Source organism: Aeromonas sp. MR16, assembly GCF_022549315.1.
Taxonomy (GTDB): domain Bacteria; phylum Pseudomonadota; class Gammaproteobacteria; order Enterobacterales; family Aeromonadaceae; genus Aeromonas; species Aeromonas aquatica.
Genome location: NZ_JAKZFK010000005.1, coordinates 66,203 through 81,638, shown reverse-complemented (window position 1 = coordinate 81,638; position 15,436 = coordinate 66,203). Strand labels below are relative to the sequence as shown.

Below are 15,436 nucleotides of genomic sequence, written 5' to 3'. Positions count from 1 at the left end.
AGGTGTTTGGGGTGATTATGGCAGTAAGGGGCGGCGGGCAAAACCGCTTTTTGCGGCCGTGGCACGAAGTTGGGTACTGATCCGCAAAGGGAATAGCGGGGGCCGCGAGGGCCCCCGATGGGAATTACTTGCCCAGCCGACGCTCCACTGAGACGTCCATCAGCATGCCGGCTTCGGCAAATGAAACGACAGTTGGAGTACCCTGCATCATTAACGTCCCTGCCGAGGCTCCACTGAGACGTCCATCAGCATGCCGGCTTCGGTAAATGGAACGACAGTTGGAGTACCCTGCATCATTAACGTCCCAGACGGCGTTCGATGGCGTCCATCAGCATGCCGGTGATGGAGACGTCAAAAGCCGCCTCGATCTCGCGGATGCAGGTCGGGCTGGTGACGTTAATCTCGGTCAGCCGATCGCCGATGATGTCGAGACCGACAAAGATCAGGCCCTTGGCCTTGAGGGTCGGCCCGACCGCGCGGGCGATGGCCCAGTCCGCTTCACTCAGAGGACGCGCCTCGCCGCGACCACCGGCCGCCAGGTTGCCACGGGTCTCCCCTTGCGCCGGGATGCGGGCCAGGCAGTAAGGCACCGGTTCACCGTCTACCACCAGCACCCGTTTGTCGCCGTCCTTGATGGCGGGCAGATAGGTCTGCGCCATGCAGTACTGGCTGCCGTGCGAGGTTAATGTCTCGATGATGACGCCGACGTTGGCATCGTCTTCCTTCATGCGGAAGATGGAGGCGCCACCCATGCCGTCCAGCGGCTTCAAGATCACGTCTTTGTGCTCGGCGTGGAAGGCCCGCAGCTTGTCGGCGCGACGAGTGACCAGCGTGGTCGGGGTGTGCTCGGCAAACCAGGCGGTGTAGAGCTTCTCGTTGGCGTCGCGCAGGCTCTGGGGCTTGTTGACGATGAGGCAGCCCTCATCCTCGGCCCGCTCCAGCATGTAGGTGGCGTAGATGAATTCGGTGTCGAACGGCGGATCCTTGCGCATCAGGATCACGTCCAGGGTGGAGAGCGGCTGATCGACAACCTCACCCAGTTCGAACCAGTTGGCATGGTCGTACTTCACCTTGAGCGGGCGCATGGTGCCAAAGGCGCGGCCCGCCTCCATGTAGAGATCCGACATCTCCAGGTAGAAGAGCTCATAGCCGCGCTGTTGCGCCTCTTCGAGCATGGCGAAGCTGGAGTCCTTCTTGATGTTGATGGCCGAGATGGGGTCCATCACTATGCCGAGTTTGATGGTCATCCGAGATTCCTTCTTGTGGCTCGATTGGGTTGTAGGGTCGATTAGCAAAGCGTAATCGGCCGTTTAAGACTGCAATCGTTCGATTATGCCGCCACGCGGCTTATCGACGCTGCCCGATGGCATTAAGCGAGATCGCCAAAGCGGCACTGCAGCGCCGAAATGGCGGTCAGGGCGGCGGTTTCGGTGCGCAGCACTCGCGGCCCCAGCAACATTTCTTTGAATTCTTCCTGCACAGTACGGGCGATCTCGTCGCTGGACAAGCCGCCTTCGGGGCCGATCAGCAGACGTACCCCGTGCTCGGGCACCGGCAGGGTGTTGATGCTGTAGGGCGCGCGGGGATGCAGGTTGAGCTTGAGCTCCTGGGTCTCTTCCGCCAGCCAGGCGTCCAGCTCCATTGGCATGCGCACCTCTGGCACCACATTGCGGCCGCACTGCTCGCAGGCGCTGATCACCACCTTCTGCCACTGCTCGCGCTTCTTCTCCAGCCGATCCGCCGGCAGCTTGACGCCGCAGCGCTCGGAGAACAGGGGGGTGATGCAGGTGACGCCGAGCTCCACGGATTTCTGGATGGTGAAATCCATCTTGTCGCCGCGGCTGATCACCTGGCCCAGGTGGATGGCCAGCGGCGACTCGACGGATTGTTCGTCGCAACCGTCGATCCGCACCTCCACCGACTTCTTGCCGACGCTGACAATGGTGGCGGGATACTGGTTGCCGTCGCCGTTGAACAGCTCGAGGGGCTGACCCGGCTGCATGCGCAGCACCCGGCCGATGTGGTTGGCACCGTCTTCCGACAGGGCGAGAGTCTGGCCAACCTGCAGGGGGGCCGGTTCATAGATACGTGGAGTGCGCATGCGTTATATCTGTCTCTTGAATGACGATTAAGCGGTTAAATATGATGCCAGGGTGCCGTTTAATAGCTTATGCACTGCGTACAGTCGTTATTTATTGGTATTAAATAGGGATTTGACGCAGTCGATGAGCCCGCTGGCAGCCTGTCGTGTCGAGATAGCACCGCTTCTCATATGGGAGGGATCTGTTATCCCTCCCTGTCAAATGGGGTCATTGACACTGCTTTTCAATAAAGGGGTTGGTATTGCCCTGCAGCTTGCCGATGCGACGATTGCGCTCGCACTCCCAGCGATCCGCCGGGTATTGCCTGTCCCAGGCCTCGAACAGTTTACGCTGTTGCGCAGCCAGACGCAGCCCATACTGCTCCCCCATGTAGAGGTAGGCGCGGGCTATCTGGCCGCGCACCGGCCCCTTGGGCGGCTGTACTCGCTGCTCCTTGAAGTCCACCAGCATCTGGCACTTGCCGTACTGATCCGGCTTGCCGTTCCAGTCGGAGAAACGGTAGTTGGCGCGATCGCCGTTCACCTCGCCGATGGCGGGGAAGAGGTTGTGCATGTCCCCCTCCATCTGGTTGAACTCGTCGCTCTTGCCGCAGTTCTTGCGGCCCCCCTCCTGCCAACACTGCAACTGGTGGCCGAACTCCCAGGCAGGCACCACGTGCTCCCACTCGATGCGGGCGGCGCGGGCGGCCTGCTTGCGCGGCAGATAGCCGCAGCTCTCCCAGTCCGGCGCCATCTTCTTGCCGCTGAACTTGATGTTGCAGCCGCAGTAGAAGCTGGTGGGGTGGCTCTGATAGAGCTTGACCAGATCCTGCTTGGCGGCGCGGAAGGTCTGGGCCTGAAGTGGCGAGCTGAGAAGCGGCAGGCTGATGAGCAGGCCGAGGCCAAGAGAGAGCAGGGAGCGAGACATGAAGATCCTTGAAAATGAGAGATAAAACGACGCGGTTGCGCACCCTAACACAGGGGCGCGACACGGGTTGACTCAATCCGCTGGCGAGCCCGGCTGCAACACCAATGGCTGGCGACAGCGGCGGCAGTGGTAGCGGGCCTCGCCGCGCAGCACCTTGTTGTGACGGCGGACGGAGAGCCGATGCTGCTGGCAGGCGCACGCATAGGCATGGGTGCGCTGGCCGAGCACCGCGAGATCGAAGCTGTGGGTGGTGCGGGGCTCGAGGTTGAATACCTCCCGCATCACCGACTGCCACTGGCGGCCGTGGGGCAGCACCCGGCTCTTGCCACGGCCTTCCCCCCAGAGCGCATGGACCAGCAGGTGGGCCACCTCGTGGGGCACCACCTCGTCCATAAACGCCTGCTGGTTGGCCTCATAGAGCGCCGGGTTGAAGCGCAGCTCCCAGGTCTGCAGCCGCGCCGATCCCGCCGCCCGGCCACGCATGTTCAAGTGAATTTGCGGGCGCGGGAAGGGGCGGCCGAGGCGAGCCTCTGCCTGCAAGAAGCAGGCGTCGACCCGCGCGGCGAGCAGGGCATCGGGGGAGGGGAGGGCAGACATGGGCAATCCTGTCGGTCGGCGGATAAGCAAAAGGGGAGCCAGGCTCCCCTTTTATCACAGGCTCGTGGCCGGGCGAAACTTACAGACCGGCGACGTCCCGCAGCAGAGCGGCCTTGTCGGTCTTCTCCCAGGGGAACTCTTCGCGACCGAAGTGACCGTAGGCGGCGGTGGCCTGGTAGATCGGGCGCTTGAGGTCCAGCATCTCGATGAGGCCGTAGGGGCGCAGCTCGAAGTGCTCGCGTACCAGCTTGACCAGCAGCTCCTCGGCGACCTTGCCGGTGCCGAAGGTCTCGACGCTGATGGAGGTCGGCTCGGCCACGCCGATGGCGTAGGAAACCTGCACTTCACAGCGATCCGCCAGGCCCGCGGCGACGATGTTCTTGGCCACGTAGCGGGCGGCGTAGGCGGCGGAGCGATCCACCTTGGACGGATCCTTGCCGGAGAAGGCGCCACCACCGTGACGGGCCATGCCGCCGTAGGTATCGACGATGATCTTGCGACCGGTCAGACCGCAGTCACCCATGGGGCCGCCGATGACGAAACGGCCGGTCGGGTTGATGAAGAACTTGGTGTCCCTGGTGATCCACTCGGTCGGCAGCACCGGCTTGATGATCTCCTCGCGCACCGCTTCCACCAGATCTTTGTGACTGATGGAGTCGCAATGCTGGGTGGAGAGCACCACGGCATCCACACCCAGGATCTTGCCCGCGTCGTCGTAGGCGAAGGTCAGCTGGCTCTTGGCATCCGGGCGCAGCCACGGCAGGGTGCCGTTCTTGCGCACTTCGGCCTGGCGTTTCACCAGCAGGTGGGAGTAAGTGATGGGGGCGGGCATCAGCACGTCGGTTTCGTTGGTGGCGTAGCCGAACATCAGGCCCTGGTCACCGGCGCCTTGCTCGTACGGATCGGTACGGTCAACACCCTGGTTGATGTCGGGAGACTGCTTGCCGATGGCGTTCAGCACGGCGCAGGAGTCGGCATCGAAGCCCATGTCGGAGTGGGTGTAACCGATCTCGCGCACGGTGTCGCGCACGATCTGCTCGATGTCGACCCAGGCAGAGGTGGTTACTTCACCGGCGACCATCACCATACCGGTCTTGACCAGGGTCTCGCAGGCGACGCGAGCCTTGGTGTCTTGCACCAGGATGGCGTCCAGCACCGCATCGGAGATCTGGTCGGCGATTTTATCGGGATGGCCTTCGGAGACCGACTCGGAAGTAAACAGCTTTGCCATGATAGGTTCTCGATTCGTTGGGGTTATCGCCTCGGCCATAACCGGATAATGACAGGATGACTGTAGAGGTATCTACATCTGGACGTCTATTTTAATTAGGCCATAGGGTGATTGCCAGCACTATTTTGGCCTGGAGCCGCCCGGGGCGGGTCGGTGCGGAGAATTACCCCATTGGGGAGTGGCAAGGGGTTGGATTGAATCGTTTGCCCCGCCAAGAAAAGCGATTGTGCTCCCAAAGCGGCTTTATTCGCCCAGATAATATTTGCACGCCGCGCGCCCTGCTGGGACAATGACGCGCCTTAATCTTGGCCACCAAAATGAAGCAATCGCAGGAGATACAGATGCCTTCTCGTAAAGAGCTTGCCAATGCCATTCGCGCATTGAGTATGGATGCCGTTCAAAAAGCCAACTCCGGTCACCCGGGCGCCCCCATGGGAATGGCAGATATCGCCGAAGTGCTGTGGCGTGGCCACCTCAAGCACAACCCGAACAACCCCAAGTGGGCCGACCGCGACCGTTTCGTACTGTCTAACGGCCACGGCTCCATGCTGCTGTACTCTCTGCTGCACCTCTCCGGTTACGATCTCTCCATCGATGATCTGAAGAACTTCCGTCAACTGCACTCTCGCACCCCGGGTCACCCGGAGTACGGTTATGCCCCTGGCATCGAAACCACCACTGGCCCGCTGGGTCAGGGCATCACCAATGCCGTGGGCATGGCGATCGCCGAGAAGGCCATGAGCGAACAGTTCAACCAGCCGGGTCACGACATCGTCGACCATTACACCTACGCCTTCATGGGCGACGGCTGCCTGATGGAAGGCATCTCCCACGAGGCGTGCTCCCTGGCCGGTACCCTGCAGCTTGGTAAATTGATTGCGTTCTGGGATGACAACGGCATCTCCATCGACGGTCACGTGGAAGGCTGGTTCACCGACGACACTCCCAAGCGCTTCGAAGCCTACGGCTGGCACGTCATCCCGGCGGTGGACGGTCACAGCCCGGAAGCCATCAATGCCGCCATCGAAGCCGCCAAGGCCGAGACCGGCAAGCCGACCCTGATCTGCTGCCGCACCATCATCGGTTACGGTTCACCGAACAAATCCGGCTCCCACGATTGCCACGGTTCACCGCTGGGTAACGACGAGATCGCCGCCGCCCGCGCCTTCCTGAAATGGGACCACGCGCCGTTCGTCATTCCGTCCGACATCGCTGCCGAGTGGAATGCCCAAGAGAAAGGCACCAAGCTGGAAGCCGACTGGGCTGCCAAGTTTGCCGCCTATGAAGCCGCGCACCCGACCCTGGCTGCCGAATTCAAGCGCCGCACCGTCGGTGAGCTGCCGGCCAACTGGGCCGCAGAATCCGCCAAGATCATCGAAACCCTGCAAGCGAACCCGGCCAAGATCGCGACCCGTAAAGCGTCCCAGAACGCTCTGGAAGCCTTCGGCAAGCTGCTGCCCGAGTTCATGGGTGGCTCTGCGGATCTGGCACCGTCCAACCTGACCATGTGGTCCGGCTCCAAGTCCCTGACCAATGAAGATGCCTCCGGCAACTACATTCACTACGGTGTGCGCGAGTTCGCCATGTCCGCCATCATGAACGGCATCGCCCTGCACGGGGGTTTCATCCCCTACGGCGCCACCTTCCTGATGTTCATGGAATACGCCCGCAATGCCCTGCGCATGGCCGCCCTGATGAAGCAGCGCGCCATCTTCGTCTACACCCACGACTCCATCGGTCTGGGTGAAGATGGCCCGACTCACCAGCCGGTCGAGCAGATCGCTTCCCTGCGTCTGACCCCGAACATGAGCACCTGGCGCCCATGTGACCAGGTGGAATCCGCCATTGCCTGGAAGCACGCCATCGAGCGTCATGACGGCCCGACTGCGCTGATCTTCTCTCGTCAGAACCTGCCCCAGATGGACCGCACCGCCCAGCAACTGGCCGACGTGGCCAAGGGTGGTTATGTGCTGAAAGACTGCGCCGGTACCCCGGAGCTGATCCTGATCGCCACCGGTTCCGAAGTGGAGCTGGCCGTGGCCGCCTACGTCGAGCTGACCGCCAAGGGCCGCGCCGTGCGCGTGGTCTCCCTGCCGGCTACCGACGTGTTCGATGCCCAGTCTGCCGAGTACAAGGAGTCCGTCCTGCCGATGAGCGTGACCAAGCGTGTCGCCATCGAAGCGGGTATCGCCGACTACTGGTACAAGTACGTGGGCTTCGGCGGCAAGATCATCGGCATGACCACCTTCGGTGAGTCCGCCCCTGCCGAGCTCTTGTTCAAGGAATTTGGCTTTACCGTGGAAAACGTGGTTGCGACCGCCGAATCCCTGTAATGCCTGTCGGCACCTTGGGCTGAGCAGCACCGGGCCCAAGCGCTGAGTCGATAAACGCCCCCCATCGCAAGATGGGGGGCGTTTTTTTATGGGCGGCCCAGGGCCCGCTCGCCGGCACAATCCGGTTCCGCACCAGCTGGTGGCTGGATCCGGGTCGGCTGATCGCGTATCAATGGAGCTGGCAGGGCTGATCGCCGTCACAGGCGCCCCTGAAACCTCCAGCAGGATGCTGGCACGATATGAGAGAAGGAGAAGCGCAGGGATGGACATTGGCATCGACAACCTCGAGGGGCCGGAAATCGCCGCGTTCCTGGCGTGTCACCTGGATGACATGAGGGCCAGCTCGCCGCCGGAAAGCAAGCATGCGCTCGATCTCGAGGGGCTCAAGGCGGCGGAGATCACCTTCTGGTCGGCCTATGAGGGGGGCGAGCTCGTCGGTTGTGGCGCCATCAAGGAGCTGGATCGACACAGTGGGGAGATCAAATCCATGCGGGTACATGACGCCGCCAGGGGCAGGGGGGTGGGCTCCCGCCTGCTGAACCACCTCATCACGACCGCCCAAGCGCGGGGCTATCGCTCGCTGAAACTGGAGACCGGTTCAATGGCCTTCTTCAAGCCGGCGCACGCCCTCTACCGCAAGCATGGCTTTCGCGAGTGTGAGCCCTTCGGCAGCTACGAAGCAGACCCAAACAGCCTGTTTATGGAGCTGATCATCTGCCGATGATGATAAATTCATCCTTTATCTTCTGTTAACCGGCACAAGAGCAGCGTGTTTAGCTGCCTTCCGGCCCGATCTCCGGTGACATGGATAGCATGATCCTCTATCGAATCATCTGGCTGCTGGTGTTGCTGCCGACTTTCGTGGTGAGCGCCTTCTTCATGTTGATGGGGGTGGCCGCCTTGACGGGGATGGCGACAGAGGGGCTCGCGCTCGGCCACTGGCCGCTGGCACTCTTGCTGCTGTGCGGTGGCGTCGGGCTGCAGACGCTCTCTAGTCTCGACAACCATTTTCGCAACGGCGCCCCTCTCGGTGACCTCAGACTGCACCTCGCCGGACTGGTGAGTGGTGCCCTGGTTGCGATCACCCTGTTGTTTCTGATCCCGGGGCAATGGCTGTCACTCTGGCCACTGCTCGCGGCCGGCTATTTTCTGGTGCGTATCCGCAGGTTGCGAGCAGGGGGCTAGCCAGTCGTCATGATGGATGCCGGGCTCGGGCGGCTATTGTCCGCTCCTGATGGCAGCGGCACCCTGCTGGCCTTCCGGGCTCTTCTGTCCCAACAAAGACTCTTCTGGGCGGTGGCTGTCATGGCTGACGGGGGATAAGCGCCTATGGTCAATCTCATGCTGTGAGAAGGTGATCTGCCTCGCTTTTTATCCTTATTTTGCTGCGCACTATAGCGCCATACGATACCATTCACGGCGACCATTCCCCCTGCCAGCGGCAAGCCCTTGTCCGGCAGCCCCATGGTGCAAGTCAAGCCGGCAATCAGCGTATCGGGCCTGGGTGAGGGAGTCAGTAATGAGGCATGCAGGGGGTGATCAGCTCCCGCACGAATGCCGGTTAATTATAAAAATGTCATGTGATGCATATTTAAAATGGAGTGTTACGATGCCTTGTTCCATTGTCATCAACAAGTCAGCAAGCAAGTTGCAAGTCAATAAAGATAGCTATGATCTGGATAAAATATCCAATGTACAAGTCAAGGTTCTTTCCTGGAAAGATAAAGTACTCAATATGATGATGCTGGGTGCCATTGCCTCCAGCTTATTGTTTATATTTGTCCCAACGGATGAAAACGGTCAGGTCATCACGTGGCTGCTGCCTGCCGTTGCATTTGTGGTGGGGGCATGCTTGGCGCTGGTGATAAGCATGAAATATGAATTCAGACTGGAGTTCAGACATGCTGACGAGGTGGGTGTGCAGTGGTTCACCGCCGCAAAGAGCAGAGCCGCCGGTGATTATCAGATGTTCAAGGCGCGGGAAGCGGAGCTTAAGCGTTACATTCAATAAAAAGGTTGCTATTTAAAATAAAGAAAACTTAATTCTTTATTTTATCGAGCCTACAGGCAACGATTTATTCCAGATTAGGTTGAATACAACAGGGCCCTGAAATAGTTATTTCAGGGCCCTGTTTTTTTAATTAACTAATCAGTACTGGGGCGGGGTGCTTTCCGCGTTGGACATCACCGCATCCATCTGCACCAGGGCGCCAGCGGGCAGCTCGCTAACACCGATCAGGGTGCGGGCGGGATGGTAGCTCGGGAAGTACTGGGTGTAGATGGCGTTGACCGCCTCCAGATCCTCGATGTTCTTCACCTGGATATTGACCTTGACGATATCGTCCATCACATGGCCGATGCTCTCCACAATCGTCTTGATATGGCTCAGGCACTGGGCGGTCTGCTCCTTGACGCAACCGGTCAGGATCTTGCCGGTGGCCATATCGAGCGGCAGCTGGCCGGCGATATGGTTGTAGTGGGAGAAGGCGACGGTCTGGCAATGGAGCGGGCTGCGTGGCGCCTTGTCGGTATTGCGGGCCAGGATCACCAGATTGTGTCTGTCTTCCACCAGCTGCGGCGGGGTGCCGTCACCGTGGGAGATCACCGCATCCATCTGCACCAGGGCACCCATCGGCAGGGCAGAGGCACAGATCACGGAGCGGGCCGGCAGATAGGCGACGGCGCGGGCGATGGCGGAGTCCGGGAAGAAGGTGGTGTAGACCTCGTTGACGGCGTCGATATCCGCCAGATTGGTCAGATAGACAGTCACCTTGACGATGTCGTCAAAGGGCACGTCGACGCTTTCCAGGACGGCCTTGATGTTGCTCAGGCACTGGGCCGCCTGCTCCTTGATACCGCCGGCAACCAGTTTGCCCGATGCCCCGTCGACGGGCAGCTGGGCCCCGATGTTGTTGTAGTGGGAGAAGGCCACGGTATGGGTCGAGAGCGGGCTCTGCGGCGCCTTGTCGCTATTGCGGGCTAGCTTGATGAGTGCGCAAGGTGCCTGCGGGAAGGTGCCTTCACCATTGGAGATGATGGCATCGATTTGCACCTTGGCATTCATCGGCAAGGCGGCCACGGCGAGCACGGTGCGGGTCGGCACATAGCCCGGGAAGAATTCGGTATAGACGGCGTTGACCGCATCCAGATCTGAAATGTCTTGGAGGAAGATGGTGGCTTTCACCATGTCGTCCATCACATGGCCGATGCTTTCGACGATGGCCTTGATGTTGCTCAGGCATTGTCTGGCCTGCGCTGCGACATCACCCTCGATCATCTTGCCGGTGTTGGGATCGACAGGGAGTTGAGCGGAAATATTGTTGTAATGAGAGAACGCCACGCTCTGGGTATAGGGGCCCAGATCCTGGGGGGCATTAGGGGTATTTCTGGCAGACTTGATGATAATTCCACTCATATCTATGTTCCTCATTCAGTATTAACGCAGAGTACGGTTTGACCCTATCTGATCGCGAGCCAGCCTCGGTGCCATAAATTGGGCAGCCGAGATCTTTTGTGTGACGAATAGCTGGCCATGGCAGGCGGCTGAGCGGCACGCAACAGGAAGCCGGATCCGCGTCCTCGGTTATTATTGTCAATCCAGTCAAATGAGGGATTGGATAAGAGAGGCAGGGATGGGGTTGATTATTTCAGACAAGGCGATTCTATGAGTGGCCCACACGGGATGCAAACCAGGATCTCATTTCTATGAGGTGGCTCAATGGTCTGAAAAATAGCCATTTTGCTATTCAATTCATGCTGCATACCACAGATTGGTAGTTGAACATGCTGCTTCAAGCGGGTGAAGGCAGTGTGGCATAGGATCTTCCCCGCACAAGCCTGGGGCCTCCACTGTGAATGAAGCGTTAATAATATGCACCATCTTGCAGTTAATCAGCATTATTGTGCATGGATATGTAATATTTGATTTTTTGGCGGGCTATCTCGGCGGCCAAAAGTATGCTAGCCAAAGGGTATCTGAATAAGCGTAAAGATGTGCCTGGAATATAATGCATTCATTCTGCATGGTACTCCCTTCTGCTCGCGCCGATATAAAGCTTGAATGCTGATATCAGTGAATTATTTCCTGACAAAGCGCTGGCGTTATATGCCATTAAATTTCAATCGTGAATTGAAGGGGAAAAGGCCAAGGATGAGGAATGTCAGGCTAGGGGTAAAAACGTGGAGAGGAAATAAGGGAATGAGAGGGCAGGTTGCCCTCCTTGCCCAGCCATGGTCGATACGAGGTGGTGATCCCGGCTATCGATCAGGCGGGATAGAGGGCGCCCAAGACGGCGGGGCGGCTGGCCCCCGTGACGGCGGGCAGGTTACCCGGTTGACGCTGGATAAAGCGCATCGCCAGCCAGGCAAAGGCGGCCCCTTCCACCCAGTCGGGGGCGAGGCCCAGCTCGGCGGTGCTGGCAAGGCGCCAGCGGGGCAACAGGGCCGCGAGCTCTGCCAGCAGCGGGCCGTTATGGGCGCCGCCACCGCAGACAAACAGCTCGGCCTGGCCTTGGGCCTTGTCCAGCGCAGGCAACTGGCGGGCGATGCTGTGGCAGGTCAGCGCCAACAGGGTACGCTGTACATCCACAGGGGCGTAGGCCGCGCCTGCCAGCTCGCCGTCGAGCCAGTCCAGGGTAAACATCTCCCGTCCGGTGCTCTTGGGCCAGGGGGCGGCGAAGTAAGGATGGGCCAGCAGCCGGGCCAGCAGGTCGGGGACAAGGGCGCCGCTGGCGGCCCAGCGACCACAGGCATCATAGGCGCCGCCTTGGGGGTGATGGCGGCGATACCAGCCATCGAGCAGGGTGTTGGCGGGGCCGGTATCGAAGCCATAGATGTTTAAACCAGAGCCGTTTAAACCAGCGCCCTCAGCGCCATCGGCATGACCCGGCAGCACCGAGATATTGGCGATGCCGCCGAGGTTCAGTACCACCCGCAGGGCGCCGGGCTTGGCGAACAGGGCCTGATGGAAGGCGGGCACCAGGGGCGCGCCCTGGCCGCCGAGGGCCATGTCCATGGTGCGAAAGTCGCTAATCACGTCGATGCCGGTGAGCACCGCCAACAGGGCGGCGTTGCCGATCTGCAGGGTAAAGCCGAGGGCCGGGCGATGGCGCACCGTCTGGCCGTGGGAGCCGATGGCGCGAATATCACAAGGTGCGAGCCCGGCCTTGGCGAGCAGGGCCCGAGTGGCGGCGGCAAATTCTCGCGCTATCAGGTTATCGGCTACCCCCAAGCGATCTATCTCGTTCTCCCCCGGGGTGCAGAGGGCGTGCAGCTCGCGGGCGGTGTCGCTCGGCCAGGGGTGGCAGAGGGCCGCCTCGACCCGCAACTGATCACCATCCGCTTCGATCAGCACGGCGTCTATGCCATCCATGCTGGTACCCGACATCAACCCGATATAGCGTTCAGTCATGATGTACCCCTGCTTGTTGAGAAGATGCGTGCAAAACGAGTGACAGAGGCGGGGCGTCCGCATCTATGCCGGTACATATTCCGGTACCCCACATCAGCCCGATATGGCGCTCACTCATGGCCTTCTCCTTATGGTCTTCCGGTTCGCCCGCACATAACAAGCGGGGCTATGGGCGAATTAGCTGCCGCTATTGTCCCGTTTATTCTGGGCCAGCTGCAGCTCGCTGCTGTCGAGTTTTGCCAGCTGTGGCATCGCCTGGGCCTTGAAACTGGCCAGCTCTCGTCCGCTCAGGGTCTCCGCCTGAGGCAGGTCCAGGGTGCGCGGGTTCTTGTGCACGCCCCCCACCACGAATTCATAGTGCAGGTGCGGGCCCGTGACCCGTCCCGTGCCTCCCAAGAGGCCAATGGTCTGGCCCTGCTTGACTCGCTGGCCCTTGTTGACGCTGAGCTTGGAGAGGTGCAGGTACTTGGTCACATAGTTGCCGGCGTGCTTGATGAAGACGTAGTTGCCGTTGAACTGGTTGTAACCGGCCGCGACCACGCTGCCGCCACCCGCCGCCATGATGGGGGTACCCACCGGTGCCACGTAGTCGATGCCGTTATGGGGGCGGACCTTGCCGGTGACCGGGTGCAGGCGACGCGGGTTGAAGTTGGAGCTGATGTATTTGAAGTTGACCGGCGCACGCAGGAAGCTCTTGCGCATCGCCTTGCCCTCCGGCGTGTAGTAGTTGCCATCCTCGTTCAGCACGGCGCGGTAGATGGCGCCCTGGTTGATGAATTCGGCGGCCAGGATGTCGCCGGAGGCGACCCGCTCGTCATCCTGATACTTGTCCTGATAGACCACCCGAAAGCTGTCCCCCGGTTGCAGGTCCTGGGCAAAGTCGATGTCCCAGCCGAAGATGGCTGCCAAGTCCATGATCTGATCCTCGGTCATGCCCGCTTCGGCGGCGGCGCCCCAGAAGCTGGAGCGGATCTCGCCCCTGGCCACCTGCTCGCGGGTGTCGAGCTCCAGCTTGACCGGTTTGGCGACGAAGCCCTCGGCCTTGCGGCTGACCTTCAGCGCCTGCTCCAGACTGTGGGGGTAGTAGAGGCTGTGCAGATCGCCGCCCTTGGTGAGCTTGAAGGTGAGTTCCTGGCCCGGCTGCAGGGTGCGCAAGGGATTGGTGGTCTCCAGCTGGGCGATGAGGTAGAGATCGTTGGCACTGAGGCCGAGGCGCTGGAAGATGACCTGCATGTTGTCGCCGGTGCGCACCTTCACCTGCTTGGTGACGTAGCTGGGCTTGGCGGCCCTCTGTGCCAGGGCCTGGGGCTGGGCCTCACCTTCATCAAGAGGCGAGGCATCGGCGAGGGGCTCGTCATCGTTGACCCGGGTGGCCACCGCCTGTTCGCTGGGCCAGGCCGCCAGCATCATCACCATGATGCTCAGGATCAGCACCATCTTGCGGTGCCAGGTGGGAAGAGAGTTGAAGGCGTTCCAAATAATCATCGAGGCGGACGGGTCGAGAGAGAAAGAGCGTCGGATTTTACAGCCTTTCCAATTGGCCCGCCATTCCAGTAATATGTTTGGCCCTGTGGAATCGTGATTGGAGAGTCAAAAAATGTCCCAGCTCGAGGTGGCGCTAGCCGAGATCAAGCGCGGAGCGGAAGAAATTCTGGTGGAAGAAGAACTTGTCGCCAAGTTGAAGGAAGGGCGCCCGCTGCGCATCAAGCTGGGCATGGACCCGACGGCTCCCGACATTCACCTCGGCCACACCGTGATCCTCAACAAGCTGAAGACCTTCCAGGATCTGGGCCACGAGATCATCCTGCTGATCGGCGACTTCACCGCCATGGTGGGCGACCCGTCCGGCAAGAACAGCACCCGCCCGCCGCTCTCCGAAGAGGCCATCAAGCACAACGCCCTCACCTATGCGGAGCAGGCGTTCAAGATCCTGGATCCTGCCAAGACCCGCATCGAGTACAACTCCAGCTGGCTGGGTGAGCTGGGCGCGACCGGCATGATCAAGCTGGCGGCCAAGCAGACTGTGGCCCGCATGATGGAGCGCGACGACTTCAAGAAGCGCTACTCCGGCGGCCAGTCCATCGCCATTCACGAATTCCTCTACCCGCTGCTGCAAGGCTATGACTCGGTCGCGCTGAAAGCGGACGTGGAGCTCGGCGGTACCGATCAGAAGTTCAACCTGCTGATGGGCCGCGAGCTGCAAAAAGATGCCGGCATGGCCGCCCAGTGCGTGCTGATGATGCCACTGCTGGTGGGTCTGGACGGCGTCAAGAAGATGTCCAAGTCCGCCGCCAACTACATAGGCGTGCACGATGCCCCGGGGGAGATGTTCGGCAAGATCATGTCCATCACCGACACCCTGATGTGGAACTACTACGAGCTGCTCTCCTCCCGCCCGCTGGCGGACATCGAAGGTTTCAAGGCCGGCATCGAAGCCGGTACCCTGAACCCGCGCGATGTGAAGATCTGGCTGGCGAAAGAGATCATCACCCGCTATCACGACGAGGCGGCGGCCGAAGCGGCCCACGAAGACTTCACCCAGCGCTTCTCCAAGAACGCCATCCCGGACGAGATGCCGGAAGTCGAACTGGCGCTGGAAGGGGAAGGGCTGGCCATCGCCAACCTGCTGAAAGATGCCGGTCTGGTGGAGACCACCTCCGAAGCGCTGCGGATGATCAAGCAGGGCGCGGTCAAGGTGGATGGCGACAAGCTGGACGATGGCAAGGCGCTGATTGCTGCCGGCACCGCCGTCTATCAGGTCGGCAAGCGCAAGTTTGCCCGGGTGACCGTCAAGTAAGCGCGCTCCCCTGATAGAAAGAAGGCCTCCATCTGGAGGCCTTTTTGTTGCGTCATTTAC

13 protein-coding genes are annotated in these 15,436 nt (G+C 60.6%); 5 read left to right on the top strand and 8 right to left on the bottom strand.

What is annotated here, in order from left to right; translation table 11 throughout:
* Positions 1-296: 296 nt before the first annotated feature.
* The 5 genes from gshB to metK form a co-directional block, all read right to left on the bottom strand.
* On the bottom strand, positions 297-1,247 hold the full coding sequence (gene gshB / locus MM194_RS06130) for a glutathione synthase (RefSeq protein ID WP_241343041.1): 951 nt from the start codon (positions 1,245-1,247) through the stop codon (positions 297-299).
* Between the two features lie 122 nt (positions 1,248-1,369).
* Positions 1,370-2,101, bottom strand: a complete 732-nt coding sequence (rsmE, locus tag MM194_RS06125; protein WP_033131059.1) for a 16S rRNA (uracil(1498)-N(3))-methyltransferase — start codon at positions 2,099-2,101, stop codon at positions 1,370-1,372.
* 208 nt (positions 2,102-2,309) lie between these two features.
* A complete protein-coding gene (locus MM194_RS06120) occupies positions 2,310-3,008 on the bottom strand; it encodes an endonuclease (protein ID WP_241343040.1) in 699 nt (232 codons plus the stop codon).
* Between the two features lie 72 nt (positions 3,009-3,080).
* On the bottom strand, positions 3,081-3,605 hold the full coding sequence (locus MM194_RS06115) for a SprT family zinc-dependent metalloprotease (RefSeq protein ID WP_033131061.1): 525 nt from the start codon (positions 3,603-3,605) through the stop codon (positions 3,081-3,083).
* A 79-nt stretch (positions 3,606-3,684) separates the two neighbouring features.
* On the bottom strand, positions 3,685-4,836 hold the full coding sequence (gene metK / locus MM194_RS06110) for a methionine adenosyltransferase (protein ID WP_033131062.1): 1,152 nt from the start codon (positions 4,834-4,836) through the stop codon (positions 3,685-3,687).
* 341 nt (positions 4,837-5,177) lie between these two features.
* Between metK and tkt the strand changes: the two genes are divergently transcribed.
* From tkt to MM194_RS06090, 4 genes are all read left to right on the top strand, one after another.
* Complete coding sequence (tkt, locus tag MM194_RS06105) at positions 5,178-7,169, top strand: transketolase (protein WP_241343039.1); 1,992 nt, start codon at positions 5,178-5,180, stop codon at positions 7,167-7,169.
* A gap of 262 nt (positions 7,170-7,431) precedes the next feature.
* The gene (locus MM194_RS06100; RefSeq protein WP_241343038.1) at positions 7,432-7,893 is read left to right on the top strand and encodes a GNAT family N-acetyltransferase; all 462 of its coding nucleotides are present in this window, start codon (positions 7,432-7,434) and stop codon (positions 7,891-7,893) included.
* Positions 7,894-7,982: 89 nt separating this feature from the next.
* A complete protein-coding gene (locus tag MM194_RS06095; protein WP_241343037.1) occupies positions 7,983-8,354 on the top strand; it encodes a hypothetical protein in 372 nt (123 codons plus the stop codon).
* 424 nt (positions 8,355-8,778) lie between these two features.
* Positions 8,779-9,180 carry a hypothetical protein gene (locus MM194_RS06090; RefSeq protein WP_082041597.1) on the top strand — a complete coding sequence of 134 codons (402 nt, stop codon included), beginning with the start codon at positions 8,779-8,781 and terminating at the stop codon, positions 9,178-9,180.
* Between the two features lie 138 nt (positions 9,181-9,318).
* On the opposite strand, the gene MM194_RS06085 is transcribed toward MM194_RS06090, so the two are convergent.
* From MM194_RS06085 to MM194_RS06075, 3 genes are all read right to left on the bottom strand, one after another.
* A complete protein-coding gene (locus tag MM194_RS06085; RefSeq protein WP_241343036.1) occupies positions 9,319-10,584 on the bottom strand; it encodes a Rid family detoxifying hydrolase in 1,266 nt (421 codons plus the stop codon).
* Positions 10,585-11,433: 849 nt separating this feature from the next.
* Positions 11,434-12,579 carry an anhydro-N-acetylmuramic acid kinase gene (locus tag MM194_RS06080; RefSeq protein WP_241343035.1) on the bottom strand — a complete coding sequence of 382 codons (1,146 nt, stop codon included), beginning with the start codon at positions 12,577-12,579 and terminating at the stop codon, positions 11,434-11,436.
* A gap of 177 nt (positions 12,580-12,756) precedes the next feature.
* A complete protein-coding gene (locus MM194_RS06075; RefSeq protein WP_241343034.1) occupies positions 12,757-14,064 on the bottom strand; it encodes a peptidoglycan DD-metalloendopeptidase family protein in 1,308 nt (435 codons plus the stop codon).
* A 112-nt stretch (positions 14,065-14,176) separates the two neighbouring features.
* Here MM194_RS06075 and tyrS point away from each other — a divergent pair, with 112 nt between their 5' ends.
* Positions 14,177-15,376, top strand: a complete 1,200-nt coding sequence (gene tyrS, locus MM194_RS06070) for a tyrosine--tRNA ligase (protein ID WP_033131069.1) — start codon at positions 14,177-14,179, stop codon at positions 15,374-15,376.
* The last annotated feature ends 60 nt before the right edge of the window (positions 15,377-15,436 follow it).